Source organism: Vibrio atlanticus (assembly GCF_024347315.1).
GTDB lineage: Bacteria > Pseudomonadota > Gammaproteobacteria > Enterobacterales > Vibrionaceae > Vibrio > Vibrio atlanticus.
Genome location: NZ_AP025460.1, coordinates 2963204 through 2989598 on the forward strand (window position 1 = coordinate 2963204; position 26395 = coordinate 2989598).

Here is a 26395-nt window from a genome sequence, read left to right on the forward strand (position 1 = left end):
TCTATTCTTCTATTCTTCTATTCTTCTATTCTTCTATTCTTCTATTCTTTCACTAATCAATCCTAACCCTTTCACGTAGCACAAGCGTTAACTTATAGATTATTTTGATAATAGTGGGGATTTTACGTGCTGAGATCAATGTTACGCAAACGTTTAAATTTTAATGTAATAGCACTTGTTAAAAACAAACCATTCTCAGTAACTCATGCTTCTTTGCCACAAACTTTCAGTTCAACAACAAAACACTCAACGACTGCACCCACTCGATCTGAAAATTAATCAAGGTGAGCGCTGGGTAGTCATTGGACGCAATGGTTCCGGAAAAACCACGTTATTAAAAGCACTGGTTAATTTGCTTCCCTTCAAAGGCGAAGTCGTCATAAACCAATTGCCGCTACGTAAGTTAACTTGCCAGCAAAGAGCAAAACAAATCAGTTACCTTCCACAACACAGTCAAGTGGATGGTCGTTTAACACTAAGAGAGTACATTCAACTAACCGCTTCCAATCAAGCCACTTCTAGCTTTTCACTTGACCAAATGAGTAAAGCACTAAAGATCGATACTTTCCTCGAACGAAGAATGGGACAGCTCTCAGGTGGCCAGAGGCAGCGAGCACATATTGCACGATCTTTATGTCAGAACGCCGAGTTTCTGGTGTTGGATGAGCCTCTAAACCATCTAGATCCATGTGCTCAAGGGGAAGTTTTATCACTATTGAAAGAGCAAGAAAAAACACTGATTTGCTCACTGCATGATATTTCCCTTGCGGCCAAGTTCGCGACGCACATTGCGATTTTGGAACACGGCCAGGTAGTCGCGAAAGGAAAGGTAGAAGAACTACTAACTCACAATCAACTTAAGCCGATCTTTGAAGTCGATTTAATCAGCACGACCAATAAGCGCACACAGAAAACAAGCAAATTTTTCGACATTGAACTCGACCAAGGACAGGAGCTTTCATGAAAAAACTATCAGCATTAACTTTATTACTTACCGTGTCCGCACAAGCCCAAATTACGGTAGAAAACTGCGACTCTACACTTACCTTAGATAAAGCGCCGAAAACCTTAATCACTCACGATATCAATATGTCTGAGATGGCATTTTCTCTCGGGCTTGAAGAGAATATGATCGGAGTGACCGGTATTAGCGGGTACTACAAAACGACCCCTGAATTTAATCGCCTCCAGGGCAGCATTCCAGAGCTCGCACCGAAATATCCTTCTCTGGAAGTGTTAGTTAATGCCAACCCTGATGTTTTCTTTGCAGGATGGAATTACGGTATGCGATTAGGCGGCTCAGTCACGCCTGATTCTCTGAAAGAGTTTGGCATCAATACTCTGATTCTTAATGAGAGTTGCAGCCATATCCGTAAAGATAAGCAGCCAGCTAACATGGAACAGATGTTCGATGACGTGACACGCCTTGCGACTTTATTCGGTCAGCAAGACAGAGCTCAAACTCTTATCTCCACTTGGAGAGAGCAATTAATATTGATTCAACAACAAACCCAGAATCAAACCCCGCTTAAAGTCTTTCTGTATGATTCAGGGGAAGAGAAACCATTCACAGCAGGAAAGTACGCGACAGTGAGCGCCATGATAGAAGCAGCGGGTGGCGCCAATGTAATGAAAGATCTGGATATCAGCTGGGGAACCACATCATGGGAGTCAGTTGCGATGCATAACCCTGATGTCATTATTCTTCTCGATTATCAAAATGGGACAGGCGCTAAAGGCATGCAAGCCTTTTTGGAACAGCACCCAGCGATGAAGCTGACCACAGCGGTAAAGACCACTCAATATCTTCCTCTGCGTTATGAGGAAATTACTCCCGGGCCAGCAAACATAGCTGCAATTGAAAAATTGGCACAGCGCATCCAAGAAATCCATGACAAATCTTAGTACTAACCTAAACCGAACCGCACTGAACACCTGCGTATTCAGTTCTGTTTTTGCCCTCTTAGCGATGTTTTCTCTGAGTTTAGGCAGCGTTCAGCTATCTTTTGCACAAGTCGCTACGATTTTTTCAGCGGCGATGAGTCAACAGATCGACTCACCGATAGATCAAGTGGTACTGCACCTGCGCTTACCTAGAACAATCATCGCTATTATTTGCGGTGCTGGGTTAGGTATTGTTGGGGCGTTATTACAAACCGTGACAAAAAACGATCTTGCCGACCCTTTCATTTTTGGACTGTCATCCGGTGCCGCAACTGGAGCAGTCTTTGTGATTACAGTCATCGGCAGCGCTATCGGCATTTGGACACTTCCACTCGCCGCTTTTATCGGTGGAATAATCTCGGCTTCGGCAGTGCTATTTCTAGTCAGAAAAGTAGATGGACAAGCGTCTTCTCAAATTGTTTTAGCCGGGTTGGCTATTTCATTTTTATTTACAGCCTTGACTAACTTCTTGGTCTTCCATGGTGATCAACGAGCTGCCCACTCAATTCTATTTTGGTCGCTAGGAGGCCTAGGAAACGCACGCTGGGACAATGTGCTAATTGTGCTTGCTGGACTTATCGCCTTGATAGTCCTAGGTATATTAAAACATCGCCAGTTAGATTGTTTACTTGCAGGAGACGACGTAGCACAAACCATGGGCGTAGACACAAAACGCCTGCAAAGCGGTGTCTTTATTGTCTGCGCTTTTGCAACTGCATGTTTTGTTTCTATCATCGGAGTTGTCGGATTTATTGGCTTGATGGTTCCTCATATCGCGAAGAAAATCATCGGCCCATTACACAAAAAGTTACTCATCACTTCAGGGCTGACTGGGGCTTTGCTTATGCTATTAAGTGATATTTTGGCGAGAACCTTAGTTGCTCCTCAAGAACTGCCTCTTGGTGTTGTCACCACCGCGTTTGGCGCACTATTCATTGTTTTCATTTTGATGGAGAAAAGTAATGAAAGCTGAACGCTTCACCATCATTGCGATTCGTCATGGCGAAACCGAATGGAATCGAATAGGCAAAGCACAGAATCAACTGGATAGCCCTCTGACAATGAAAGGCAAACGACAGATGCATAACGTCGGTCGTTATCTTGCAACTCAAAAATCATTGACCCTCAATACTATTTACACCAGTCAATTAGGCCGTGCTATTTCCAGTGCTAAAACCATCGCACGCTACCTGAAAGTGCCCGTCATTTCTCAAATGGAGCTCAGTGAGTTCGATTCAGAACAGCAACGAAGAACAATGGCGATTCAGTGGATCCAACGAGTTTCTCGTCACCACAACAATGAGAACCCTATTTTGCTGCTCGGACATGGTGACTGGATAAAAACATTAGCCAGTTTAGGGACACCAAAGCAAATAATAGAAACACCAAACAACGGAGAAATCCTCAGGATAGATATCGAAGTATAACGTCACATCAGGGAATCAGGTGTAACTCCTGAACTGTACCCGCAGCTGTAAGCGATGAGCCCTTTACAAGCCACTGAGTCACACGACTTGGGAAGGAGTAAAGCGCAATGAGAACCTCAACATCGTAAGTCAGAATACCTGGACACACATGAATATCGAGCGGGAAAACTCAACACCATCCATACCTTGTCTAACAAGGGAACGCTCTGTATTCGTCAATACCTAAAACGTAGATGAAGAATACTGTGGTCACAAAAGTTAAACGATCCAAAAATAAGTCCGATCTCCGCTGTGGGTTTACCACCGGAGCGTGCGCAGCTGCAGCAAGCAGAGCGGCAGTTCAAACACTATTAACCGGACAAAAGCCTGACTATATCTCCATCACTCTACCTAATGGTGAGCCCGCTACGTTTAAGGTCGCGTTTATCCAAACATCCAACGATGCGGTGACCGCCAGCATTGTTAAAGATGCAGGGGACGATCCTGATTGTACCCACGAAGCCCATATTCAGAGTATTGCCCGCTGGCATTCAGAGCCCGGTTTTCACATCGATGGGGGTGTTGGCGTAGCTCGTGTGACTCTACCCGGATTAGAACTTCCCGTCGGTCAGGCGGCGATTAATCCCGTTCCTCGAAAAAACATTCTCGATATGGTGACTTTGGAATGGAACCAAGCGACCAGTCAACAGAAAAAACACGTCGGTATATCACTGGAAATTTGCGTCCCTGATGGAGAAGAGAGAGCCAAGGAAACTATAGGGCCAAGACTCGGTTTAATCGGTGGTATTTCCATTCTCGGGACACGCGGAACGGTAAAACCCTACTCCACTTCAGCGTTTTCAGCATCTGTGCGTCAATCGGTACAAATAGCGAAACAAAATGGCCAAAACCACTTGGTTCTCACGACAGGATCTCGAACCGAAAAGTCAGCGATGGCCATGCTACCAAGTTATGACTCGATGTGTTTTATCCAAGCGGGTGATTTTGTTGGGGTCGGACTGCGCGCAGCAAAACGTTATCAAGTGAGCAAAATCACCGTCGTCGCCATGATAGGCAAACTCGGCAAGATGGTCGCTGGGCACATGATGACTCACGTATCCGGTAAAGCTATCGACTTTTCATTACTGGCCGACCTCGCCATTCAATCGGGTGCATCGAGTGAATTTGCCGAAGCTGTTAGCCAAGCCAACACAGGCCGCCACGTACTCGACACATGGAAAGAAACCCAATCGGGCCAAGAGATTCCCAATTACGACTTTCTTACCTTGCTCTGCAAACAAGCTGCAGAGCACGCTGCTGTGTATGTCAAACATCACGTCAGCATTGAATTCAAATTGATCGATTTTAACGGCGATCTATTAGCAGAACATCTCTGCTCAAAAGGAAGTGATACCAATACTCACTTTCATGATGAATAAGCATGAACAAGGAAAACTCCATGACTAACGATATGCGTCAAATGACCAAGCAAGGCCGTCAAATTGAAAGTGACTCTTTCTCTATCATCGATGAAGAAATAGAAACTCTCCATGGGGGACATAACTTCAATCAAGGTGAATGGAATGTGGTTCGTCGTGCCATTCATACTACGGGTGATTTTGAATACGCTAAATTATATCAATTCAGCGACAACGCGATTGAGTCTGCCATTACCGCTTTAAAAAACGGTGCCAACATCATTACCGATGTCAGCATGATCGTGACAGGTTTAAACCAAACTCGCCTCAACGCTTACGGCAATAAAGCACAGTGCTTCATTAGTCATCCAGACGTCATTAGCACGGCCAAAGAGACAGGAGAAACACGTGCTATTCACTCAATACGTTATGCCCGCGATAACGGCCTACTCGACGGCTCTATCATAGGTGTAGGCAATGCGCCTACCGCATTACTTGAGCTATTGCGCATGATAGAAGCAGGCGAAGCAAAACCTGCATTGATCATTGGCATTCCTGTTGGTTTCGTAAAAGCAGATGAATCGAAGCAAGCATTAACCGAACAAAACACAGTGCCTTACATTGCCAGCCTAGGCCGTAAAGGTGGCAGCCCGTTAGTGGTATCGACTATTCACGCCCTACTTGCTGAGTCAGTAAAATGAATAATGTAAGTACTCACTCTCAGCTTATCGATTGCTATCAATCGGCTATCACGGTAGTCGGAGTACCCGAAGATGGGTGTTTAAGCCTAACCAGTCGAGCTGTTAATGCAGTTGAATCTGCACGCGTTGTTGCAGGTAACGACCGACTATTGGATTGGTTTCCCCAATTCAAAGGTCAGCGTTTATCAATGAAAGAAGGCTATAAATCTTGGTTCGCTAAGTTACTTGATGAATGCGAGGAAGGCGGCGTCGTCGTATTAGCTTCTGGCGACCCATTGTTCTTTGGCATCGGCGAATCGTTGTTAAAAAAACTGCCTAATGATGAAGTGCGCTTTATTCCCTCCCCTTGTTCAATGCAACTCGCTTGCAGCCGAGTCGGCATTGCATGGCAAGAAACCAAAGCAATTTCACTACATGGAAGAAAGCAGCATTACGATGGCATTAAAGGTATCGCAAGCCAAATGCAATGGGGAACTAGCTACTGCTTGCTAACCGATGTTCAAAACAACCCAGCTCGTATTGCGAAACACTTAGTCGAATTTAATCAACAAGGTTGGACGGCTTGGGTATGTGAGAACTTAGGTGGCACCGACGAAAAGATAAGCCAGTGGACTCTCGAAGACCTCGCACTAAAAAGTTCCGACGACTTCTCTACGCTCAATGTAATGGTACTGCACCGAACGCTACCTCATGCGTGGGGTGAATTGGGCCAATACGCCAACGATGATGACTTCATGAAGCGCATGCCTAAGCGCGGCTTAATTACCAAACAGCCCGTTCGTCACTTAGCGTTAGCAAGTATGCGTATTCAGCCAAGATCTGTGGTGTGGGATATAGGCACAGGCTCAGGTTCTATTGCGATAGAAGCCGCTAAACAGTGCTATCAAGGACAAGTCTTCACCATTGAATCAAACCAAGAATGTTATGAGTCGGCCGAGGCTAACTTTAGAGCGCACGGTACCGACAACGTACAACTGATTCGAGATAAAGCCCCAATACAGCCCGACACCTTGCCTCAGCCCGACACCTTGCCTCAGCCCGACAGTATTTTTATTGGTGGAAGCCGCGGCAACATGCACAGCATTTTAGATTTCTGTTGGTCCGCATTAAAACCCGGTGGCGTGGTCATTGGTTCAGCGGTAACGGTAGATTCAGTTTGCGAACTTCATCAATGGAGTAAAGACAGCAATGCTCCGACACAGGTTCAACTGGTCTCAATATCAACAGGCGTACCACTCGCTCACTACACCCGTTATCAATCAGAAAATCCGATTCACTTATTTATTTTTACCAAGCCGTTTATTCAGAAATAAGCGCTTAATTTTTTAATTAAGCGCCACTCAACATATTAAATAAAAACATAATTAGAGAAAGCACAGATGAAATTAGGAACTATGTACGCGATTGGTGTCGGCACTGGAGACCCAGAATTATTAACACTTAAAGCTCACCGACTACTCAGCACCGTCGACATTGTCGCGTTTCCAGAAAAAGACGCGGGCAGTAACCACTCTTTTGCTCAACAAATTGCAGCAGGTTCTATTAGCCCTGAAAGCATGAAAGGCGAATACCTATTTTTGCATTTCCCAATGACGCGTGACCCAAGCATCAACGTCCCTGCATGGCGTAAAGCCGCCGTCACAATTGTTGAACTATTAAAGCAAGGTAAAGACGTGGCATTTGCAACCGAAGGTGATCCATCGGTTTACAGCACATGGGCATACATCCAAGAAGAACTGACAGAGCTACTTCCTGAACTTGATCCGGTGATCATTCCGGGTATCACTTCAGTTACCGCTATTCCATCACAAACAAAAATTCCACTTGCTGACGGTCAGGAGCGTTTTTGTGTTGTACCTGCGACATGGGGTATCGAGTGTTTAGAAAAGCTAGTCGAAGATTTTGACACCATCATGTTAATCAAAGCAGGTCGCGTTATCCCTAAGCTGATCACTCAACTTGAGTCGATGAATATGTTGGATTGTGCAACCTACGTGTCGCATGCCACCACAGAGAAACAAGAGCTTTACTCTGACCTACGTGATGTACCGAATGAAAACCGTTACTTCTCTATGGTTCAGCTTTCAGTTCGCGCTCGTCGTGGCGTACTACGTGGTACTAATGAATCAAAGAAATGTGCCGTTCTTGATGGTGGTAAAGCTGATAGTGGTAAAGATGGCATCGATAAAACTATTGGCGGTAAAGCGTAATGAAAATCGCCATTTATGCCATCACGCTACACGGAGCAAGGCAAGCCAAACGCTTAGCTAAAACGTTTCCGTTTGCTGATGTCTTTATTGCACCAGTTGGACAAGAAGAATACCCAGAAGCCGATGAGTTAACGCTGCCGCTTTCTGGTTTTCTTCCTCCTCAATTTAAGCAATATGATCACCATATCTGCTTTTTTGCTGCGGGCATTGTCAGCCGAATGATCGGCCCTTTGCTAGAAGACAAACGCACCGACCCCAGCGTGATCTGCATTGACGATCACGGCCAATTCGTGATCCCTATGTTATCTGGACATCGCGGTGGCGCAAATGGGATCGCGTTACAAGTATCACAAGCACTCAACGCGACTCCTGTAATCACCACCGCTTCTGACGCTGCCGGCAGTTTGTCGGTGGATATGCTCGGATCGCCATTTGGTTGGACACTTGATCCACAATGCGAACCCGCGATCACCGCCACCAGCGCAGCAGTTGTAAATGAAAAACGCATTCTAATCGTGCAGCACGCTGGCGAACAGAACTGGTGGCAGAACAAACGTTCCATGCCAAGACACATCATTACCCACCCAGCACTAAGCGATACAGACCTTTCTCAAATCAGTACTGATGATTGGGATGGTTTAGTTCTGATTTCAGATGAAGCACAACCAAAAGGTTACGCCGACTTTAAAAATAAAACCGTACTGTGGCGACCAAAATCGCTTGTGCTTGGAATAGGCTGTGACCGCAATACTCCTTTGCATGTATTGAAAGCAGGTATCGATGTTTTCCTGACTGAATATAACCTAGCAAAGGCCAGTGTTTCAGCTTTCGCCAGTATCGCTTTAAAAGCAGATGAAAAAGGTATTTTAGAACTCTCGTCTGAAAGCCAAATTCCTTTCCACACTTATTCAGCCGAGCAACTCGACGGCGTTGAAGGGATTGAAAACCCATCAGAATACGTAAAAAAAATCACAGGGGTATCATCGGTTTCTGAAGCGGCCGCGCTAAAGCACGGTCAGCGAGATCTACTATTGGTCCCTAAGTGGAAGTTCAAACAAGACGGTTTCAACATGACTTTGTCTTGTACTCGCATCGAATACGATGAACCCCTCGCCAAGAAGAAGTGGAAAAACTGGCTAGATGAAAACGTCAAAATCAACCTTCACGGTAATGAAGTGGTAGATGGTTTTCAGTGTAAGCCTAAGCATGTCGATTTAAACCGCCCAATGCTCTACCACCGCCATCACGTATTGCTATGTGAAGGTGGCCGCTGCGCGAAAGAAGGCAGTAAAAACCTTGCACACGATCTTAGACAGGTACTTAAAGCGCTCAATTTTTCCGACGGTGAACAGCGCATCAAGATAAGCCGCACACACTGTGCGGGCACCTGCAGAAACCGCGCCGCAATGGTGATTTACGAACGTTTACTAGAACATGAAACACCTGTTAACAACGGGCTTTGGGTTCGAGGTATCGAAGAATTTACCGAGCAAGACTGGAAAGATTTTTTCACAAATTTAGTCGAGCGGAAATCATTAAAAGCTTATTTAGATCCTAAGTTTATCGCACCAATTGAAAATGCAGACGGCACCACTGAACTTTAGGTATCACTGAGCTTTAGGAACATAGTAGGCCAAATACTTTGCAAGCTATGAACATGATATTTCAAAGCTCACTTTAACCTCATTACCAACATGAGATAACCCGTTTATCTTGTGATATAGATTTGATAAGGACAGCGACAATTATGAAACGACTTCGTCATTATAACCAAGGCACAGCCATTGTACTGAGCTGCTTTGGTAGCGTTGTAGAACAACAACGTTATGAAACTCTCGCAGAGCGCGTACGTCAAAGTTACCCAGATGTGCCAGTGCGTATCGCCACCAGCTCAAAGATGGTGATCAAGAAGCTAGCTCGTAAAGACACGCCATGTTTCAGCCTACCTCAGGTACTCGCCGATCTAGACACTCAAGGTTACGAACGTATTTTGATTGTTTCAGTGTACCTATTCCCTACCGATGAACATCGCTACATGACATCGATTGTCGATGGCTTCAAGCAGTTCTCATTTGCACGTATCGAACAAACACCAGCGATTATGCATCACAGTCAATTGACGACCAACTTGCTTTCAGCCCTCCATGATCGTTTTGCTCCACAAGATCATTTCAACGTATTTGTTCACCACGGTGCGCCTATGTTAGATAACCCGGGCCACCAATCGATCTATTACTGTGATGATCTACTCGGCAAATTATCGCAACGCAACTTCACTTGCTCGCTCGAAGGCGCATGGCCATTTAAGTTAGTGAAAGATGAAATGGTTCGCCGCATTAAAGAGCAACATACAGGCCAAGGCAGACCGCTTCTTAATCTAGTTCCACTACTGCTTGTGTCGGGTAACCACTTCATCAACGATCTTAAAGAAATTAAAGAGATGCTGGCAGAAGACGCTGACGTTCAAGTGGCAGAGCCAATCCAAGGTGACAAGTTCTGCATGCTCGATATGCCAGAACTGTTACAGATTATCGATAAGCAAATTAAAGAAGGCTTAATTCGTTTAGGTGCACCAGAGGAAGAGAAATAATCATGGCAAAACTAACACTGGTAGGCTTAGGGCCTGGCGCTATTGATCTAGTAACCCCCGCAGCGCAACAAGCCGTAAAGAATGCAGATGTCGTTGCAGGCTACAAGCCGTATGTAGAATCAATCAGCACACTAATCGACACTCAAGAAGTCATTCAAAGTGGTATGACTCGCGAATGGGACCGCGCTCAAGCCGCAGTAGAAGAAGCAGCAAAAGGTCGAGAAGTCGTATTGGTATGTTCTGGGGATTCTGGCATGTACGCGATGGCGCCTTTAGTGCTTGAATTATTGGAGCAAAACGCAGAATTAAACGCACAAGTTGAACTGGATATTATTCCGGGCATCACCGCTGCTAACGCCTGTGCTTCTTTAGTTGGTGCACCTCTTGGCCACGATAGTTGTACCATTTCTCTGTCTGACTTATTAACGCCTTGGGAAGTGATTACCAAGCGGATTGAAGCCGCGGCAATGGCTGATTTTGCGATTACCTTCTACAACCCTCGCTCTAAAAAGCGAACTCAGCACATTGAAACTGCACGTGAAATCCTTTTGGAACATCGTGACCCAAATACTCCCGTTGCTATCGTGAATGCTGCGTATCGTGATGAGCAAAAAGTCACACTGACAACACTGGCTGAATTTACCAAAGTGGAATTTGGTATGAACGCCGCGGTCGTGATAGGTAACAGCAACAGCTACCGATTTGGTGATTGGATCGTAACACCGCGTGGCTACACCAATAAATATCAACTGAAAGACGGCAAGGTACTAGAAGGTCAAAAACGTGGCCATTCATTAAAAGTGGAACCTAAAACAGAATCAGTGACGGAAGAGGCAAACTAGTATGACGGTATTTTTTATCGGCGCAGGGCCGGGTGACCCAGATTTAATCACAGTGAAAGGCGCACGCTTAGTTGAAGAGTGCCCTGTGATTGTTTACGCAGGCAGTTTAGTGCCAAAAGCCGTCATCGATCGCGCTCACCCTGATGCACTGGTCTATAACTCCGCTGACATGGATCTTGATGATCTAACCAATGTGTACCTAACCGCACACGAAAAAGGTCAAAACGTTGCACGCGTTCAAACTGGCGATCTTTCGATTTACTCGTCTCTTGCAGAACAAACACGTCGCTTGAACGAACTTGGCATTGATTGGAAAGTGGTTCCGGGCGTGTCCTCTTTCCAAGCGAGTGCCGCAGCTCTTGGCCAAGAACTGACGCTACCTGAAAAGTGCCAGACCATTATTCTTAGCCGAGCATCAGGTCGAACGCCTGTTCCTGAAAAAGAGAATCTACGCGCCCTTGCCTCTCACGAAGCAACACTGTGTTTATTTCTTAGTGCAACATTGATTCGTAAAGTGGTTCGTGAATTATCGGATGTTTACCCGCAAGATTGGCCAGTGGCTGTCGTTGAAAAAGCCAGCCACCCTGAACAGCGAATATTCCGTGCTACATTAGGTACAATCGCCCAAATTATGCATGATGAAAATATACGTTCTACCGCGATGATAATCGTCAGTAAAGTGTTGGGCGATAATGACTTTATTGACTCTAAACTCTACGATCCGACCTTCTCACACGCTTGCCGAAAAGCACGTGTCGTTGAAGAGGGTGTAGCTGAAAGTGGAACATTAGAAGACGATAAGAGCGCAGACTAACCTCGCTCATTAGCTGTTGATTGGTTTGTGCGTTTATTCATTTTTACTATCCAGTCAGCAGCATTATTTGGCAGACATAATGATCTTTTTTGATTTAAATTTTGGTTATTCAAGTTTAGCGATCTCGCTAATGATGATCGCCGCTTTGATGCTTGATCACTTACTAGGTGAGCCTAAACGATTTCACCCTTTGATCGGTTTTGGCAATGCGGTTCAGAAAATCGAGAAGCTGTTAAACCGAGCCACTAAACTCTCAGGTTTGATCGCGTGGTTAACCGCGACCCTTCCATTGTGCTTACTCAGCTTTTGGCTGCAACATACTCTACTAAGCATGGGGAACACATTAGGCGTTTGGCTATTTAATATCGGGGTTCTGTATATCGCGATAGGTCAACGTAGCCTGCTTGAGCACGCCCAGTGGATCCACCAGCCACTAAGCCAAGGTGATCTTAATTTAGCGCGAGAGAAAGTAGGTTGGATCGTTAGCCGTAATACTGAAACCATGGATCAACGCCAGATCACGTCATCGACGATTGAGTCGGTATTAGAGAATGGTAACGATGCGATCTTCGGCACTCTATTTTGGTTTGCACTGCTTGGGGCTCCAGGGGCATTACTGTTCCGATTAGTGAACACACTTGATGCGATGTGGGGCTACAAAAATGAACGTTGGCTAGAATTTGGCTATGTGGCAGCAAAAGTCGATGATGTGATGGGCTGGGCACCTGCGCGCTTAACCGCACTTAGCTACAGCCTTTTAGGCAACACTAAGTTGGCTCTGAAATGCTGGAAAGAACAGGCTAAACATTGCTCGAGTCCAAACGGTGGCCCCGTAATGACATCAGGTGCCGGCGCACTACAAATCATTATAGGTGGCGATACTTATTACCACGGAAAACTTGTGAGAAAGCGTCCGATGGGAAAAGGTAATATTGCGACTTTAGAAGATATTCCACGAGCCATCTCTTTGGTTCAAAAAACCAGTCTACTGTGGATAGTCGTGATGCTAACACTCTCCACTTTAACCATTTTTTTATTCTAGTTTGTATCTATTCCAACCCTTTACTTTAAGTACGCTAATGACGATTAAACAACACTCAACCTCAAACGAACTTCCGCATCACGGTGGTAAGTTAATCGAGTTTTCATTGCGCTATCAAAGGCCAATCGAACAATGGGTCGACCTTTCAACTGGAGTAAGCCCGCACCACTACCCTATACCTGAAATCCCTGCATCGGTATGGAATCGGCTACCAGAAGACGATGATGGCTTAATCACAGCAGCGCAAACCTACTATCAAAGTGATGCCTTGTTACCCGTAGCTGGCAGTCAGGCAGCCATTCAATCACTACCTCATATGATTGCAAAAACACAGCCAACATTGACGTACATCCTATTGCCTCATACGGGTTACAAAGAACATCAACATGCGTGGCAGCAGTACGCAGAACAAAGCATACAAGCCGTCATATTCGACTTTTACCGACATAAACCGACAATCGAACAGCTGAAAACGGCAGACGTGGTCGTAGTGATTAATCCCAATAATCCAACCGCACTGAATGTGCCACCAAGTGAAGTACTGACTTGGCTAGAACATACCCAAGATCATTCAACGATCGTGATTGATGAGGCGTTTGTAGACTGCACTCCAGAGCTTTCAGTGTTATCGAGCTTCCCAATAGGAGTTCCAGATAACCTAATAGTCCTGCGCTCAGTGGGTAAATTTTTTGGGCTAGCGGGTATTCGTGCAGGCTTTTGCTTTGCCTCATCATTACGTTTACAAATTCTTAAACAACACCTTGGCCCTTGGACACTCAGTGGCCCAACTCGCTATGTCACCACACATGCCTTGCTCAATTCCCATTGGCAAAAGGAAAACCGCCAACGACTACATAAAGAGGCTGAGCGTATGAACCTACTCTTACAACAACATTTTGGTCAAATGACGGATTCGGCAAATATAACTTCACAGATACTCTTTCACCGAGTTGAAATTTCGGACTCGGCATCATGGCATCATCAGCTCGCCCAGTTAGGTATTTTTACTCGTCATTGTGATGAAAACGATGCACTCCGTTTCGGGTTACCCGCTAACGAATCACAATGGCAAGCGCTCACTCGCGCACTCGAACAACTCAAGGAATAATTATGTCTACAGCTTACTGTTCTGCCCTAGTGGTAGGCGCCCCCTCTTCTGGAAGCGGAAAAACAACCGTGGTCGCCGCTCTAGCAAGAGCTTTGGTTCAACAAGGAAAGAAAGTTCGAGTATTCAAAACCGGGCCTGATTTTATTGATCCACAATTTCTATCTATTGCATCAGATACGCCTACTTATCAATTGGATTTGTGGATGTGTGGTGAAGCGGAGTGCCAACACTTAATTTATCAAGCAGCGTTAGAAGCGGATGTGATTCTAATTGAAGGTGTCATGGGCATGTTTGATGGCAAATGCTCGAGTGCTGATATTGCCGCTAAGTTTAACCTTCCGATGTTAGCTGTTGTTGATGCTGGCGCAATGGCACAAACCTTTGGCGCGATTGTGAATGGCTTATCGACATTCCGTGATGACGTAGATGTTTTTGGTGTAGTAGCCAACCGCGTAGGGTCAGAACGTCACGCTGAAATGCTAAAAGAAAGTCTCAAACCAGAGACAACCTTTTGTGGTTGGTTACCAAAAGACATGGATTTATCACTACCAGAACGTCATTTAGGTTTAGTACAAGCACAAGAGTTAGATGACATTGAAGAGCGCCTCAACCATGCAGCTCAATTACTGCTAAAGCATGGTGATATCCCACTTCCTGCTGCACAAGCATTTGAAAAACCAGAACATGCACTTCCGGTCAGAAGTGAATCTTTATCAGGTCACACTATTGCAGTTGCTCGAGACAAGAGTTTTGCTTTTTTGTATCAAGCCAACCTTGATCTGCTGGTTGAATTAGGCGCTACATTATCATTCTTCTCACCACTGGCACATGATGATTTACCAGAGTGTGACGCTTTGTATTTACCGGGAGGTTATCCTGAATTACACATGGATAAGCTGGCGCTCAATAATGCGTTGAAACAGCAAATCATCGCTCATATTGAACAAGGTAAGCCTTGTTTAGCTGAATGTGGTGGCATGCTTTATCTCAATAAAGCACTGACTGACACCGAAAGCCAAACAGAAAATATGGTCGGAGCGTTAAATGCCAAAGCGACTATGCAGAAGAAGCTAGCCGCGCTAGGGATCCTAGAAGCCGACTTCAATGGCCAAATGCTGCGTGGTCATACTTTCCATTATTCAAAGACTGACAGCAAAGAAGCGGTACTCACTCAACCTGTCTCTCAATATGGAAGACCAACCGACCCTGTTTGGACAAAGCACAGCACCATCGCTTCTTACGTGCATTGGTACTTCCCATATAACCCTGATTTAGTAGTAAAAATATTCAAAGGAGAGCTCGATTAAGCATGGTCGAAAGAATACGCCTTGAACACTTTCACGAAGAACAGTCTGTCAAAAGTTGATATTTGTCGCTTCACGGTCAATAGTTAAAATAATGTTAACAAGCAAGTCAGTGTCAGACTTTGCTTCGTAAACAATTTAGCTGATGCACGCTTACATCAAAGACGTCGCCAAGTCGGGCATCGAGTTTCGTTCGCTGCAATCTTACTGCAGCGTAGGTAGAAAACCGATCAAGGAGGATCTATGCCTCGTACATTGAATACACAAGACTTTGACGATAAACAAAAAGAAATCAAAGACTCAGAATACGCTCGTACAATACCATGTAATCAGGTGAGCATTTCCGCTCCCTTTCATTGGTTGTCTCTTGCTTTACACGACTTGGTAAGAATGCCATTAATCAGCGCATTTTACGGTTTGTGCTTTATGGGTGCCGCGATTGCCATCGTTCAACTTGTCCAATGGCAAGGGACACATTTGGTCGTTATGCCAAGTTTAATCGTGTACATGCTAATAGGGCCGTTTCTTGCTCTAGGTTTGTATGATGCAGCCTGGGAAAGAGAAAAGGGACACAACGCTAGCCTACTGCACTCGATGAAAGCAATTACTCGCAACTCCACCCATCAATGGGCGTTTGCGATTGTGTTAATGGTTGCAATGATCTTTTGGATGCGGATTGCTGCGTTATTGCATGCGCTCTACCCTTCCGTACAAGGAGCACCATTAAGCGAGTTTGCACCATTCCTGATTACGGGTTCGGTGATTGGATTGGTTATCGCGAGTCTGATATTTAGCATCTCAGCATTTTCGATTCCATTGATGATGGAAAGGCGTGTAGATGTAATGAGTGCCATTTTTACTAGCTTCAACGCTGTTAAATCAAACATCCCTGCGATGGTCGTTTGGGCTGGTATCATTGGTACAGGTATCTTAGTCGGCTTCGCGACCTACGGTGTCGGTATGATTGTAACGATGCCATTGCTTGGTTACGGAACATGGCATGCTTACCACGAAATCATCAAGAAGAAACACCACGTTTAAATCGTTTCACGATCGATGAGCAATGTTATGATGAGGCCTTAGCTTAAACGCTGAGGCTTTTTTTGGAGTTAACAACGCTTGTCTTACACCCCGCAACAACATCGAGTAAATAAGAAACTGGGCGAATGCCTAGCTATCGCTAATCAACATTTTTCTCGTGAATTTCCATGCCCAACCGTCACTTACAAGTTAAGAGGAAAGGCAGCGGGAAAAGCCTACCTTCAGTTAAACGAGATTAAACTCAACCAAGTGCTATTCAGCGAAAATGAAGACGCCTTTATTAACGAAGTCGTACCTCATGAACTCGCACATCTGATCACACATCAGGTATTCGGACGAGTTAGGCCTCACGGGAATGAGTGGAAATACGTGATGGAAAAGGTATTCAATGTACCGGCCAGAACGACTCACAGCTTAGAAATCACCTCAGTGCAGGGCAAAACTTTTGAGTATCGCTGTGATTGCACCACTTATCCCCTGTCGATAAGACGACACAATAAAGTCATCCGCAACCAATCAACTTATCGTTGCCAACAATGCCAGCAAATCTTAGCTTTTACCGGCCTTCAATTGAGCTAAGTCTTGATCTCACAAGTTAACGCGAATAAATGTAATAGAGAGAACTAACATTTGAGTGCTAGACTGTTGTTTATCATACTTTCATCAGTCTTTTTCCATGCAAAAAACCACTCAAAAAGCATTTGGCCTATCGGTGTCTTTCTACTTATCAATAGTATTTGGCCTACTGGTAACCCAAAGCGTTTTCGCCGCTCCACCAAGTTCGTTCTCCAAAGCCAAAAAAGAAGCCGTGAAGATTTATCTCGATCACCCGACTTCATTTTATTGTGGTTGTGACATCACTTGGAAAGACAAAAAGAAAGGTATCCCCGACCTCGACGGCTGTGGTTATCAAGTGAGAAAACAGCAAAAGCGCGCTTCCCGTATAGAATGGGAACACGTGGTTCCAGCTTGGCAATTCGGCCACCAGCGTCAGTGCTGGCAAGATGGCGGACGTAAGAACTGCACTCGCAATGACAAAATATTTAAATCGATGGAAGCCGATCTTCACAACCTGACTCCGGCAATTGGCGAGGTTAACGGTGATCGATCCAATTACAATTTCAGTCAGTGGAATGGAATGGATGGCGTGAGCTATGGTCAGTGTGAAATGCAGGTCAACTTCAAACAGCGTAAGGTTATGCCGCCAGACAGAGCAAAAGGTTCTATCGCGCGTACTTATCTTTACATGAGCCAAGAGTATGATTTCAAGCTCTCTAAGCAGCAGACTAACCTGATGATGGCGTGGAACAATCAGTTTCCTGTCGATAAGTGGGAATGTACTCGTGATGAGCGAATCTATGCCATCCAGGGGAATCACAACCCATTTGTTTTCCCTGCTTGCAGATAACACGACTCAGTCAACCTACATCTCCAATTGCCTCCATCTCAAACAAGAGTTTCAGAATTGCCCCTGAAACTCTTGTTCTACCCTTGTTTTTTCAACTAAAAGCATCCATGTTAGGCAGAGACAAAATACCCAAATGACACTATTTATAGGTTTACCAGCATGAGAATCCCTCGCATCCATCACCCAGAACGCATTCATCAGTTAGGTTCACTCGCTTTAGGCGAAGATGCCGCGGGTCATGTTGGTCGAGTCCTTCGTATGAAAGAAGGTCAAGATGTTCTTCTATTTGATGGCAGTGGCGCTGAATTCCCTGCGACAATTGCTGAAGTATCAAAAAAGAACGTCACAGTTAATGTTACTGAACGTATCGAACGTAGCAGCGAATCTCCGTTAGACTTACATTTAGGCCAAGTGATTTCACGTGGCGACAAAATGGAATTCACGATTCAGAAATCGGTTGAGCTTGGTGTCAACACCATTACCCCGCTGATTTCAGAGCGCTGTGGCGTTAAACTGGATACTAAACGCTTCGAGAAAAAGCTCGCGCAGTGGCAAAAGATTGCTATCGCAGCATGTGAACAATCTGGTCGCAATACGGTTCCGGTTATACGCCCAATCATGCAACTTGAAGAGTGGTGCAGCGAACCGAGTGAAGCGTTGAAGCTAAACCTGCATCCTCGTGCAAAATACTCAATCAATACCCTTCCAGAACCCGTCAGTAAGGTGCGCCTATTGATCGGTCCGGAAGGCGGACTGTCAGCTGAAGAAATCGGCATGACAGAACAATACAAATTTGAAGAGACGCTACTCGGCCCACGTGTACTTCGTACCGAGACAGCAGCTCTAACCGCAATTACTGCCTTACAAGTCCGTTTTGGCGATCTAGGCTAGGAGAAAAAAATGATCAAACTTGGCATCGTAATGGATCCAATTTCATCCATTAACATCAAAAAAGACTCTAGCTTTGCCATGATGCTTGAAGCTCAGCGTCGTGGTTACGAAATCCATTACATGGAAATGGATGATCTACATTTAGATCAAGGCGTAGCCATTGCTGACACTAAGGTTGTTGAACTAAAAGAAGATCCAAACGGCTGGTACGAATTCAAATCAGAACAGACTATCGCTCTCTCTGATTTAGATGCGGTACTGATGCGTAAAGATCCTCCGTTTGATACAGAGTACATCTACGCAACTTACATTCTTGAGCGTGCTGAAGAGAACGGCGCACTGATCGTAAACAAGCCACAAAGCTTACGTGACTGTAACGAGAAGCTATTCACGGCTTGGTTCCCTGAACTGACACCAACCACCATCGTGACTCGTAAAGCTGAAAAAATTAAAGCGTTCCGAGAAGAACACGGTGACGTGATTCTAAAACCACTTGATGGTATGGGCGGCGCGTCTATCTTCCGAGTGAAAGAGGGCGATCCAAACGTATCAGTGATCATTGAAACACTGACTAACCACGGCCAAAACTACGCAATGGCACAAACCTTTGTTCCGGACATCAGCAATGGTGATAAGCGTATTCTTGTAGTTGACGGTGAACCAATGCCTTACTGTCTAGCGCGTATTCCTGCAAAAGGGGAAACTCGAGGTAACCTTGCTGCTGGCGGTACAGGTGAAGCTCGTCCTCTAAGTGAAACAGACTGGGCTATCGCAAGAGCAGTTGCTCCTGCACTGAAAGAGAAAGGCTTAATCTTTGTTGGGCTTGATGTTATCGGCGACAAGCTGACTGAAATTAACGTGACCAGCCCTACTTGTATCCGTGAAATTGAAGCTGCTTTTGATATTTCTGTAACAGGAAAATTAATGGACGCAATCGAGCGTCGCGTTAACGCTAAATAGCCTAGACTTAAGAAAGTCTTAGCTGTTGCAAACATTTAGACACTGAATCAATGAGCGGCTTCACGCCGCTCTTTTTCCTTTACTGGGAACACACTGGCAGGAGGCTCTATGAATTTAACGAACCACTTTCTGGTTGCTATGCCCGGAATGAAAGATCCCTATTTTCAAAACTCGGTGATCTACCTTTGTGAGCACAACGACGAAGGCGCGATGGGCTTAATGATCAACGCCCCTATTGATGTCACTGTCGGAAGCATGCTTAAACAAGTTGAGGTTGATTCTGAGCAGCCGAAATCCAACCAAGCAAGCCTTGATAAGCCAGTATTGAACGGTGGACCGGTCGCAGAAGACCGTGGGTTTATTTTGCACAAACCTAAAGGCAGCTATCAATCCAGTATCAACATGACAGATCAAATCTCAGTAACAACCTCGAAAGATATTCTGATGGTCTTAGGTACAGAAGATGAACCTATGCATTATCTGGTCGCGCTTGGTTATGCAGGATGGGAACCAGGACAACTGGAAATCGAGCTGACTGAAAACTCATGGCTAACCGTTGAGGCCGATCCAAAGGTTATCTTCGACACGCCAATTTCGGATCGCTGGAAAGTTGCCGTGCAAATGTTAGGTATTAACGCGGCTCAGCTTTCAGCAGACGCAGGACACGCCTAGCTCAAATTAGCTCCATAAAATAAATAAACACTCTCAAACACAGATAAATTTGGAAACCCCATGTCACGAACAATTATGGCATTTGACTACGGTACAAAAAGTATCGGCAGTGCGATAGGGCAAGAAATCACGGGCACCGCAAGCCCTCTAAAAGCTTTTAAAGCCAAAGATGGCATCCCTAACTGGGACGATATCGAGAAGCAAATTAAGGAATGGCAGCCAAATCTTATCGTGGTTGGCCTTCCGACCGACCTTCATGGTAAAGATCTAGCAGCTATTACACCCAGAGCAAAGAAATTCGCTAACCGTCTTAAAGGACGCTTTGGTGTGGATGTTGAACTGCATGATGAAAGACTTTCTACGACAGAAGCAAGGGCCGACCTTTTTGAAATGGGCGGCTATAAAGCGCTAAGTAAAGGTAACGTCGATAATCAATCAGCCGTTGTAATTCTAGAGAGCTGGTTTGAAGCACAATATGGCTAAGTTATTTATTTATTTAGCAAACTCGAGCAAGCTTATGATCCCTTGCCATTTTAACTGCGTAATGAAGGAGCGATAAAGGAAAAGAACTTGGGAGTTCATATGAAAATTTTTCTAGCAATATTCATAGCGTTATCTATAACGGCATGCAGCTCAATGGGAAGCGGTTCCGCGGGTTACGACGGTCAACAGTACCCGTCAAAAATCAAATTAGAAAAGGAGCGCGGTTACTCATATGATACCCATCGCTCCAACATGCACTCATCTAACATGCATTAAGCTATAAACGAATAAAACCCGCCACAGAAGCGGGTTTTGTGTTTATCAACAAAGCCGTGACTTAGCCCATATCAATCTTAACGCCAGCCAACGCACCAGTTCCGTAGTCATCATCGCCACGTTTGGTCTTAAGCATTAAACGCAAGTCATTGGCAGAATCTGCACTATGGAATGCATCATCCTCGCTAATCTTGTCCGCAACTACTAAATCATACAAAGCTTGGTCAAAAGTCTGCATACCAATCTCTTTCGATTTGGCCATGGTCGCTTTTAACTCATGCAACTCACCACGACGAATCAAGTCAGATATACGAGGGCTATTTAGAAGAATTTCGAAGACACCATGACGACCATTGCCATTTTTATCGCGTATTAACTGCTGAGCGACCACACCACGCAGATTCATCGACAGATCAAACAAGAACTGCTCTTTCTGCTCTTTCGGCACCAAGTGAAGAATACGCTCTAGCGCTTGGTTAGCGTTATTGGCATGCAGGGTTGCCATACACAAGTGACCCGTTTCAGCAAAGGTCATCGCGTATTCCATGGTTTCACGACTACGGATTTCGCCAATCAAAATCATATCAGGGGCTTGGCGTAACGAGTTTTTAAGCGCGACTTCATAGCTTTCGGTGTCGAGTCCAACCTCTCGTTGAGTCACGATGCACTTTTTATGTTCGTGTACGAATTCAATCGGGTCTTCAACCGTCAAGATATGACCTGAACGATTGGTATTGCGATAGCCTGTCATCGCAGCCATCGAGGTCGATTTACCAGAGCCAGTCGCACCAACCACCAGCACAAGCCCGCGCTTAGCGATTGAAAGGTCTTGTAGTACGTCAGGAAGCTTTAATTGCTCAAAGGTTGGGATGTTAGTCTCGATGCGACGAATTACCGCTCCAGGTAGCTCTCGCTGAAAGAATGCACTCACACGAAAACGACCAAAATCACGCACGATGGCAAAATTAGCCTCACGCGTTTGCTTGTATTCATCGCGTCGATCTTGATCCATCATTGCATCAAGTAACTGAGATACTTGATCAGCATTCAACTTCTCTCCCTGAGGTCGTAGTTCACCATCCACACGAAATAGAATTGGCGCATCGACTGTGATGTAAAGATCCGACGCCTTTTGAGAGAGCATCCCTTCAAGGATTTGATTCAATTCCATTTTGTTCACCTTGATTAAAACATTGAGGTTTCAATTTCGATCTTTTTCTCGACCTCTTCTGAATCAACTAAGCCTTGCGCCATCAGCTGCTTCGCATTTTGCTCCATGGTCTGCATACCGTGTGCCGCGCCCGTTTGAATGATCGAATACATCTGCGCGACCTTGTCTTCACGGATCAAGTTTCTAATCGCAGGTGTCGCCATCATGATTTCATGACAAGCCACACGACCGCCACCAACACGCTTTAACAGCTTCTGGGCAATCACCGAACGTAACGATTCAGACAACATTGAACGCACCATGTCTTTGTCGCTACCCGGGAATACATCGATAATACGGTCTATGGTTTTTGCCGCAGAGCTAGTATGCAAGGTACCAAAAACTAAGTGGCCAGTTTCTGCTGCGGTTAGCGCTAAGCTAATCGTCTCTTGGTCACGAAGTTCGCCGACAAGGATTACGTCTGGATCTTCACGTAACGCACTGCGCAACGCCGCTTTAAAGCTGTGAGTATCGCGGTGCACTTCTCGTTGGTTGATTAGGCATTTGTTGTTGGTATGAACAAATTCGATCGGGTCTTCAATCGTCAATATATGTTTATTATGGTTACGGTTAACGTAATCTACCATAGCAGCCAAAGTTGTCGACTTACCTGAACCAGTCGGCCCAGTAACCAATACTAGCCCTTTTTCATAATTAGATATTCTTTCAAATATCTCAGGAGCCCCTAGCTGTTCAAGGGTGGGAATCTCTACTGGAATGGTACGGAACACAGCAGAGCAGCCACGAGATTGGTTAAAAGCATTAACACGGAAGCGACCAACGTTGGGTAATTCAAAAGAGAAGTCGACTTCCAGTTTTTCTTCGAACTCACCGCGTTGTGAATCACTCATGATCTCAAAAACCAAACGATGCACATCAGCATGGCTCAAAGCTGGTATTCCAAGCTTCCTTACTTCACCATCTATACGTACCATTGGAGATACACCCGCAGAAAGATGTAGATCTGACGCGTTATGCTTTACACTAAAATCTAGTAACTCAGTGATATCCATTTATTTTCCCTTAAGTAAAGTCAGCTATGAGTAGTATTCAACAAAATATCGAACAAATCACCTCACAGATACGTAGTGCTGAGCAAAAGTGCGGACGAGCTCCAGAGTCCGTGCAACTTTTAGCCGTCAGCAAAACTAAACCTATTGATGCGATTCTAGAAGCCGCACTCGGAGGCCAAGTTGCCTTTGGTGAAAACTATGTTCAAGAAGGTGTTGATAAAGTAAAACACTTTTCAGAACAACATTCTAACCTAAATTTAGAGTGGCATTTTATTGGCCCAATTCAATCCAATAAAACCCGCCCAATCGCAGAAAGCTTCCAATGGGTACATTCTGTTGAACGCGATAAGATCGCACAAAGGCTTCATGATCAGCGACCAAACGAACTTCCACCTCTACAAGTGCTCATTCAAGTGAACACCAGTGGTGAAGATTCGAAATCAGGAACGTCAGAAGAGACAGTTTTTGCGCTCGCAGAGTTGATTTCGTCGCTCCCCAACCTCACTTTAAGAGGATTGATGTCGATTCCCGCTAACGTATCTGACTATCAATCTCAGCTTAAGGCATTTTCTCAACTGGCAGAGCTTCAACAAAAGCTCGCAGCAAAGTATCCAGACATCGATACCCTTTCAATGGGTATGAGTGGTGATATGGATGCAGCAGTTGAGGCTGGTAGCACAATGGTTCGTATTGGAACGGCCATCTTTGGTGCTCGTGATTACGCGAATAACCGTAGTAAGTAACCAAGTACAAGTATTGATACAGCTTCGCTTGAACCGCGCAGCGACACGCTCAGGATTTTATATATGGAACATAAGAACATCGCCTTTATTGGGGCGGGAAACATGGTTCGCTCAATTGTAGCGGGCTTAGTCGCGAGTGGTTACCCAGCGCAAAAGATTACTGCAACAGCACCTTCAGAAACCAGAAGGCTGCCGTTAGAACAAGCATACGGCATCAATACCACCAGCGATAATATTGCAGCAACAGAGCAAGCAGACGTTGTTGTGTTATCCGTGAAGCCACAAATGATGGCTGATGTATGTAAGCCTTTACAAGATATCGACTTCAGCAACAAACTAGTTATCTCAATTGCAGCGGGTATTAATGCGAATCGACTCAATGAGATGTTAAACTGCCAGCTGAACCTTGTTCGTGTGATGCCAAACACGCCATCGCTGCTTGGTAAAGGGATGAGCGGTCTTTATGCCGATTCAACGGTCAGCCAAAATGATAAAGACTTTGCTTCTCAGCTGATGCAAGCTGTAGGTGAAGTTAGCTGGGTTGAGCAAGAGTCTGGGATTAATAACATCATTGCGGCGGCGGGCAGTGCTCCGGCTTACTTCTTCCTATTTATGGAAGCGATGCAAGCCGAAGCAATCAACCAAGGCTTCGACCAAGAAACCGCTCGTAAATTAGTGCAGCAGTCGGCATTAGGTGCGGCAGAGATGGTGGTTGCAAATCCAGACACAGAATTATCTACACTGCGTGAACAAGTGACTTCAAAAGGCGGCACAACCGCAGAAGCACTGCGCACGTTTAACGACCATCAACTTTCAGATATCGTAGCAAAAGCCATGCAAGCGGCGGTTGCTCGAGCTGAAGAGATGGAAAAACTGTTTTAATGCTTTAATGTTTTAATACAAGTTACAGTACAAATGCATTGTGTCGTTCAGGTGATACCTAAGCGGCAAGTAAATCCGAAAAAGGAAACAATATGAATTCGATGAGCTTTCTGATCTCAACCGTTTTTGATCTTTACATCATGGTTGTGATCTTGCGTATCTGGCTACAAGCATCACGTGCAGATTTCTACAACCCATTCTCACAATTTATCGTAAAAGCGACACAACCGGTTGTTGCCCCGCTACGCCGAGTGATTCCATCAATAGGAAGCCTTGATCTTGCGACGGTTGTTTTCGCTTATGTGCTATGTGTACTTAAGTTCGTCGCTCTAAATCTGATTATCTCTGGCGGTGCGGCTGTATTTGACATCAGCTTCCTGATATTTGGAGCGCTATCTCTGCTTAAAGCGGCTGGTGGTTTGATCTTCTGGGTTCTGCTAATCCGTGCAATCCTGAGCTGGGTTAGCCAAGGTCGTAGCCCAATTGAATACGTGTTCCATCAACTGACTGAACCAATGCTGGCTCCAATTCGTCGTATTCTTCCAGCAATGGGCGGTTTTGATTTAAGCGTACTGGTACTGTTTATTGTTCTGCAATTCGCGAACTTCTTAATGGGTGACCTAATTGGCCCGATTTGGTATCAGCTATAATTCAAGTACGAACATCAGGTACTTTGACGATGCCAAAAGCGGTTTGGGCCGAGGAAGACGATATTCTTCTTAGGCTCTATATCCAACCCAAAGCAAGCCGAGATAAAATTGTCGGCTTACACGGCGAGGAACTGAAAATTGCCATTACTGCACCACCGGTTGATGGCAAAGCCAATGCTCACTTAGCGAAATACCTTGCGAAACAATTTAAGGTCGCTAAAGGGCAAATTACGATAGAAAAGGGAGAGCTAGGTAGGCACAAGCAAGTTCGAATATGCTCGCCAAGCCAAATCCCAACTGAAGTCAAAGCCATCCTATGATGGCTTTTTGCTATTTATTGGAGTCATTATGCGTTTATGGATAACAGCACTACTCACCGCTCTTGTTGCCTTACCAAGTTCGGCAGGACAGTTTAAAAGTATCAAGGATGTCGAGGTTCATTATTCGGCTTTCAATTCCACGTTTTTAACTGCGCAGGTCGCTAAGCAATATAAGCTGAAACGAAACGGATACTCAGCGATTCTAAACATCAGCGTGCTAGACAACGCTTCTCTAGGCAAGCCTGCAACAACGGCTAAAATTACTGGAACAGCCCGAAACCTAGTAGGTAACACTCGCACGCTTAACTTCCGTGAAATAAAGGAAGGTGATGCAATTTATTACCTTGCTGAGTTCCCTATCACTCACGAAGAGAACATCACTTTTAATATCGATGTTAACGCCGGTTTGAAAGGCACAGGTCCACTGCGTTTCACACAAAAATTCTATATAGAAGAGTAGCTTCAAA

General features: G+C 45.1%; 29 protein-coding genes and 1 riboswitch. Of the genes, 27 read left to right on the forward strand and 2 right to left on the reverse strand.

Features of this window, described 5'->3' with window-relative positions; genetic code table 11:
* Positions 1 to 205 precede the first annotated feature (205 nt).
* The 22 genes from OCV30_RS13190 (at position 206) to ruvX (ending at position 20834) form a co-directional block, all read left to right on the forward strand.
* A complete protein-coding gene (locus tag OCV30_RS13190; RefSeq protein ID WP_065679476.1) occupies positions 206 to 964 on the forward strand; it encodes an ABC transporter ATP-binding protein in 759 nt (252 codons plus the stop codon).
* On the forward strand, positions 961 to 1905 hold the full coding sequence (locus tag OCV30_RS13195) for an ABC transporter substrate-binding protein (protein WP_017097280.1): 945 nt from the start codon (positions 961 to 963) through the stop codon (positions 1903 to 1905). Before OCV30_RS13190 ends, OCV30_RS13195 begins: the two co-directional genes overlap by 4 nt.
* A complete protein-coding gene (locus OCV30_RS13200; protein ID WP_065679477.1) occupies positions 1892 to 2917 on the forward strand; it encodes a FecCD family ABC transporter permease in 1026 nt (341 codons plus the stop codon). The genes OCV30_RS13195 and OCV30_RS13200 overlap by 14 nt, the downstream gene beginning before the upstream one ends.
* A complete protein-coding gene (locus OCV30_RS13205) occupies positions 2907 to 3371 on the forward strand; it encodes a phosphoglycerate mutase family protein (RefSeq protein WP_065679478.1) in 465 nt (154 codons plus the stop codon). The genes OCV30_RS13200 and OCV30_RS13205 overlap by 11 nt, the downstream gene beginning before the upstream one ends.
* 9 nt (positions 3372 to 3380) lie before the next feature.
* Positions 3381 to 3511: riboswitch (cobalamin riboswitch) on the forward strand.
* Between the two features lie 93 nt (positions 3512 to 3604).
* Positions 3605 to 4789: a cobalt-precorrin-5B (C(1))-methyltransferase gene (locus OCV30_RS13210; protein ID WP_065679479.1), complete on the forward strand. Its 1185-nt coding sequence runs from the start codon at positions 3605 to 3607 to the stop codon at positions 4787 to 4789.
* Between the two features lie 20 nt (positions 4790 to 4809).
* The gene (locus OCV30_RS13215) at positions 4810 to 5469 is read left to right on the forward strand and encodes a precorrin-8X methylmutase (RefSeq protein WP_065679480.1); all 660 of its coding nucleotides are present in this window, start codon (positions 4810 to 4812) and stop codon (positions 5467 to 5469) included.
* Positions 5466 to 6782: a bifunctional cobalt-precorrin-7 (C(5))-methyltransferase/cobalt-precorrin-6B (C(15))-methyltransferase gene (locus tag OCV30_RS13220; protein WP_065679481.1), complete on the forward strand. Its 1317-nt coding sequence runs from the start codon at positions 5466 to 5468 to the stop codon at positions 6780 to 6782. Before OCV30_RS13215 ends, OCV30_RS13220 begins: the two co-directional genes overlap by 4 nt.
* 66 nt (positions 6783 to 6848) lie before the next feature.
* Positions 6849 to 7679 (forward strand): precorrin-2 C(20)-methyltransferase, encoded by an 831-nt coding sequence (gene cobI / locus OCV30_RS13225; RefSeq protein ID WP_065679482.1) that lies wholly within the window; start codon positions 6849 to 6851, stop codon positions 7677 to 7679.
* Positions 7679 to 9283, forward strand: a complete 1605-nt coding sequence (locus OCV30_RS13230) for a cobalamin biosynthesis protein (RefSeq protein ID WP_065679483.1) — start codon at positions 7679 to 7681, stop codon at positions 9281 to 9283. Before cobI ends, OCV30_RS13230 begins: the two co-directional genes overlap by 1 nt.
* A 143-nt stretch (positions 9284 to 9426) precedes the next feature.
* Complete coding sequence (locus OCV30_RS13235; protein ID WP_065679484.1) at positions 9427 to 10269, forward strand: sirohydrochlorin cobaltochelatase; 843 nt, start codon at positions 9427 to 9429, stop codon at positions 10267 to 10269.
* A 2-nt stretch (positions 10270 to 10271) separates the two neighbouring features.
* The gene (gene cobJ, locus OCV30_RS13240) at positions 10272 to 11111 is read left to right on the forward strand and encodes a precorrin-3B C(17)-methyltransferase (RefSeq protein WP_009847687.1); all 840 of its coding nucleotides are present in this window, start codon (positions 10272 to 10274) and stop codon (positions 11109 to 11111) included.
* 1 nt (position 11112) lies between these two features.
* Positions 11113 to 11925 carry a precorrin-4 C(11)-methyltransferase gene (gene cobM, locus OCV30_RS13245; protein ID WP_065679485.1) on the forward strand — a complete coding sequence of 271 codons (813 nt, stop codon included), beginning with the start codon at positions 11113 to 11115 and terminating at the stop codon, positions 11923 to 11925.
* Positions 11926 to 12004: 79 nt separating this feature from the next.
* Entirely contained in the window at positions 12005 to 12967 is a 963-nt protein-coding gene (gene cbiB, locus OCV30_RS13250) for an adenosylcobinamide-phosphate synthase CbiB (RefSeq protein WP_244499042.1), read from the forward strand.
* Between the two features lie 37 nt (positions 12968 to 13004).
* Positions 13005 to 14075, forward strand: a complete 1071-nt coding sequence (locus tag OCV30_RS13255; RefSeq protein ID WP_065679486.1) for a threonine-phosphate decarboxylase — start codon at positions 13005 to 13007, stop codon at positions 14073 to 14075.
* 2 nt (positions 14076 to 14077) lie between these two features.
* On the forward strand, positions 14078 to 15382 hold the full coding sequence (locus tag OCV30_RS13260) for a cobyrinic acid a,c-diamide synthase CobB (protein ID WP_065679487.1): 1305 nt from the start codon (positions 14078 to 14080) through the stop codon (positions 15380 to 15382).
* Between the two features lie 240 nt (positions 15383 to 15622).
* Positions 15623 to 16420, forward strand: a complete 798-nt coding sequence (locus OCV30_RS13265; RefSeq protein ID WP_065679488.1) for a DUF2189 domain-containing protein — start codon at positions 15623 to 15625, stop codon at positions 16418 to 16420.
* 78 nt (positions 16421 to 16498) lie between these two features.
* Positions 16499 to 16999: a SprT family zinc-dependent metalloprotease gene (locus OCV30_RS13270; RefSeq protein WP_065679489.1), complete on the forward strand. Its 501-nt coding sequence runs from the start codon at positions 16499 to 16501 to the stop codon at positions 16997 to 16999.
* Between the two features lie 97 nt (positions 17000 to 17096).
* Positions 17097 to 17828, forward strand: a complete 732-nt coding sequence (locus OCV30_RS13275; RefSeq protein WP_065679490.1) for an endonuclease — start codon at positions 17097 to 17099, stop codon at positions 17826 to 17828.
* Positions 17829 to 17987: 159 nt separating this feature from the next.
* A complete protein-coding gene (gene rsmE, locus OCV30_RS13280) occupies positions 17988 to 18719 on the forward strand; it encodes a 16S rRNA (uracil(1498)-N(3))-methyltransferase (protein WP_065679491.1) in 732 nt (243 codons plus the stop codon).
* A gap of 9 nt (positions 18720 to 18728) precedes the next feature.
* Positions 18729 to 19679, forward strand: coding sequence for a glutathione synthase (gshB, locus tag OCV30_RS13285; protein WP_004735482.1), 951 nt, complete (start codon positions 18729 to 18731; stop codon positions 19677 to 19679).
* Positions 19680 to 19787: 108 nt separating this feature from the next.
* Positions 19788 to 20351, forward strand: a complete 564-nt coding sequence (locus OCV30_RS13290; protein WP_065679492.1) for a YqgE/AlgH family protein — start codon at positions 19788 to 19790, stop codon at positions 20349 to 20351.
* Positions 20352 to 20411: 60 nt separating this feature from the next.
* A complete protein-coding gene (gene ruvX, locus OCV30_RS13295) occupies positions 20412 to 20834 on the forward strand; it encodes a Holliday junction resolvase RuvX (RefSeq protein WP_009847698.1) in 423 nt (140 codons plus the stop codon).
* Between the two features lie 337 nt (positions 20835 to 21171).
* On the opposite strand, the gene OCV30_RS13300 is transcribed toward ruvX, so the two are convergent.
* Both OCV30_RS13300 and OCV30_RS13305 read right to left on the reverse strand, forming a co-directional pair.
* Positions 21172 to 22281: a PilT/PilU family type 4a pilus ATPase gene (locus tag OCV30_RS13300; RefSeq protein ID WP_041472921.1), complete on the reverse strand. Its 1110-nt coding sequence runs from the start codon at positions 22279 to 22281 to the stop codon at positions 21172 to 21174.
* Between the two features lie 14 nt (positions 22282 to 22295).
* On the reverse strand, positions 22296 to 23333 hold the full coding sequence (locus tag OCV30_RS13305) for a type IV pilus twitching motility protein PilT (RefSeq protein ID WP_004735478.1): 1038 nt from the start codon (positions 23331 to 23333) through the stop codon (positions 22296 to 22298).
* A gap of 26 nt (positions 23334 to 23359) precedes the next feature.
* On the opposite strand from OCV30_RS13305, the gene OCV30_RS13310 reads away from it, so the two are divergent.
* The 5 genes from OCV30_RS13310 (at position 23360) to OCV30_RS13330 (ending at position 26388) form a co-directional block, all read left to right on the forward strand.
* Entirely contained in the window at positions 23360 to 24076 is a 717-nt protein-coding gene (locus OCV30_RS13310; RefSeq protein WP_065679493.1) for a YggS family pyridoxal phosphate-dependent enzyme, read from the forward strand.
* Between the two features lie 63 nt (positions 24077 to 24139).
* Positions 24140 to 24958: a pyrroline-5-carboxylate reductase gene (proC, locus tag OCV30_RS13315; RefSeq protein ID WP_065679494.1), complete on the forward strand. Its 819-nt coding sequence runs from the start codon at positions 24140 to 24142 to the stop codon at positions 24956 to 24958.
* Between the two features lie 92 nt (positions 24959 to 25050).
* The gene (locus OCV30_RS13320; RefSeq protein WP_012604836.1) at positions 25051 to 25608 is read left to right on the forward strand and encodes a YggT family protein; all 558 of its coding nucleotides are present in this window, start codon (positions 25051 to 25053) and stop codon (positions 25606 to 25608) included.
* Positions 25609 to 25637: 29 nt separating this feature from the next.
* Entirely contained in the window at positions 25638 to 25928 is a 291-nt protein-coding gene (yggU, locus tag OCV30_RS13325; protein ID WP_017101445.1) for a DUF167 family protein YggU, read from the forward strand.
* A 28-nt stretch (positions 25929 to 25956) separates the two neighbouring features.
* Positions 25957 to 26388: a DUF4426 domain-containing protein gene (locus OCV30_RS13330; protein ID WP_017101446.1), complete on the forward strand. Its 432-nt coding sequence runs from the start codon at positions 25957 to 25959 to the stop codon at positions 26386 to 26388.
* The last annotated feature ends 7 nt before the right edge of the window (positions 26389 to 26395 follow it).

What these genes read in the sequence shown, in the direction of transcription:
- OCV30_RS13220 (WP_065679481.1), top strand. Translation starts at nt 5,466, where the DNA reads ATGAATAATGTAAGTACTCACTCTCAGCTTATCGATTGCTATCAATCG.
- OCV30_RS13305 (WP_004735478.1), bottom strand. Translation starts at nt 23,333, where the DNA reads ATGGATATCACTGAGTTACTAGATTTTAGTGTAAAGCATAACGCGTCA.
- OCV30_RS13310 (WP_065679493.1), top strand. Translation starts at nt 23,360, where the DNA reads ATGAGTAGTATTCAACAAAATATCGAACAAATCACCTCACAGATACGT.
- OCV30_RS13230 (WP_065679483.1), top strand. Translation starts at nt 7,679, where the DNA reads ATGAAAATCGCCATTTATGCCATCACGCTACACGGAGCAAGGCAAGCC.
- OCV30_RS13265 (WP_065679488.1), top strand. Translation starts at nt 15,623, where the DNA reads ATGCCTCGTACATTGAATACACAAGACTTTGACGATAAACAAAAAGAA.
- OCV30_RS13320 (WP_012604836.1), top strand. Translation starts at nt 25,051, where the DNA reads ATGAATTCGATGAGCTTTCTGATCTCAACCGTTTTTGATCTTTACATC.
- OCV30_RS13260 (WP_065679487.1), top strand. Translation starts at nt 14,078, where the DNA reads ATGTCTACAGCTTACTGTTCTGCCCTAGTGGTAGGCGCCCCCTCTTCT.
- gshB (WP_004735482.1), top strand. Translation starts at nt 18,729, where the DNA reads ATGATCAAACTTGGCATCGTAATGGATCCAATTTCATCCATTAACATC.
- cobM (WP_065679485.1), top strand. Translation starts at nt 11,113, where the DNA reads ATGACGGTATTTTTTATCGGCGCAGGGCCGGGTGACCCAGATTTAATC.
- cobJ (WP_009847687.1), top strand. Translation starts at nt 10,272, where the DNA reads ATGGCAAAACTAACACTGGTAGGCTTAGGGCCTGGCGCTATTGATCTA.
- OCV30_RS13190 (WP_065679476.1), top strand. Translation starts at nt 206, where the DNA reads ATGCTTCTTTGCCACAAACTTTCAGTTCAACAACAAAACACTCAACGA.
- proC (WP_065679494.1), top strand. Translation starts at nt 24,140, where the DNA reads ATGGAACATAAGAACATCGCCTTTATTGGGGCGGGAAACATGGTTCGC.
- cobI (WP_065679482.1), top strand. Translation starts at nt 6,849, where the DNA reads ATGAAATTAGGAACTATGTACGCGATTGGTGTCGGCACTGGAGACCCA.
- ruvX (WP_009847698.1), top strand. Translation starts at nt 20,412, where the DNA reads ATGTCACGAACAATTATGGCATTTGACTACGGTACAAAAAGTATCGGC.
- OCV30_RS13215 (WP_065679480.1), top strand. Translation starts at nt 4,810, where the DNA reads ATGACTAACGATATGCGTCAAATGACCAAGCAAGGCCGTCAAATTGAA.
- OCV30_RS13205 (WP_065679478.1), top strand. Translation starts at nt 2,907, where the DNA reads ATGAAAGCTGAACGCTTCACCATCATTGCGATTCGTCATGGCGAAACC.
- OCV30_RS13195 (WP_017097280.1), top strand. Translation starts at nt 961, where the DNA reads ATGAAAAAACTATCAGCATTAACTTTATTACTTACCGTGTCCGCACAA.
- yggU (WP_017101445.1), top strand. Translation starts at nt 25,638, where the DNA reads ATGCCAAAAGCGGTTTGGGCCGAGGAAGACGATATTCTTCTTAGGCTC.
- OCV30_RS13275 (WP_065679490.1), top strand. Translation starts at nt 17,097, where the DNA reads ATGCAAAAAACCACTCAAAAAGCATTTGGCCTATCGGTGTCTTTCTAC.
- rsmE (WP_065679491.1), top strand. Translation starts at nt 17,988, where the DNA reads ATGAGAATCCCTCGCATCCATCACCCAGAACGCATTCATCAGTTAGGT.
- OCV30_RS13255 (WP_065679486.1), top strand. Translation starts at nt 13,005, where the DNA reads ATGACGATTAAACAACACTCAACCTCAAACGAACTTCCGCATCACGGT.
- OCV30_RS13200 (WP_065679477.1), top strand. Translation starts at nt 1,892, where the DNA reads ATGACAAATCTTAGTACTAACCTAAACCGAACCGCACTGAACACCTGC.
- OCV30_RS13210 (WP_065679479.1), top strand. Translation starts at nt 3,605, where the DNA reads ATGAAGAATACTGTGGTCACAAAAGTTAAACGATCCAAAAATAAGTCC.
- OCV30_RS13235 (WP_065679484.1), top strand. Translation starts at nt 9,427, where the DNA reads ATGAAACGACTTCGTCATTATAACCAAGGCACAGCCATTGTACTGAGC.
- OCV30_RS13300 (WP_041472921.1), bottom strand. Translation starts at nt 22,281, where the DNA reads ATGGAATTGAATCAAATCCTTGAAGGGATGCTCTCTCAAAAGGCGTCG.
- cbiB (WP_244499042.1), top strand. Translation starts at nt 12,005, where the DNA reads ATGATCTTTTTTGATTTAAATTTTGGTTATTCAAGTTTAGCGATCTCG.
- OCV30_RS13330 (WP_017101446.1), top strand. Translation starts at nt 25,957, where the DNA reads ATGCGTTTATGGATAACAGCACTACTCACCGCTCTTGTTGCCTTACCA.
- OCV30_RS13290 (WP_065679492.1), top strand. Translation starts at nt 19,788, where the DNA reads ATGAATTTAACGAACCACTTTCTGGTTGCTATGCCCGGAATGAAAGAT.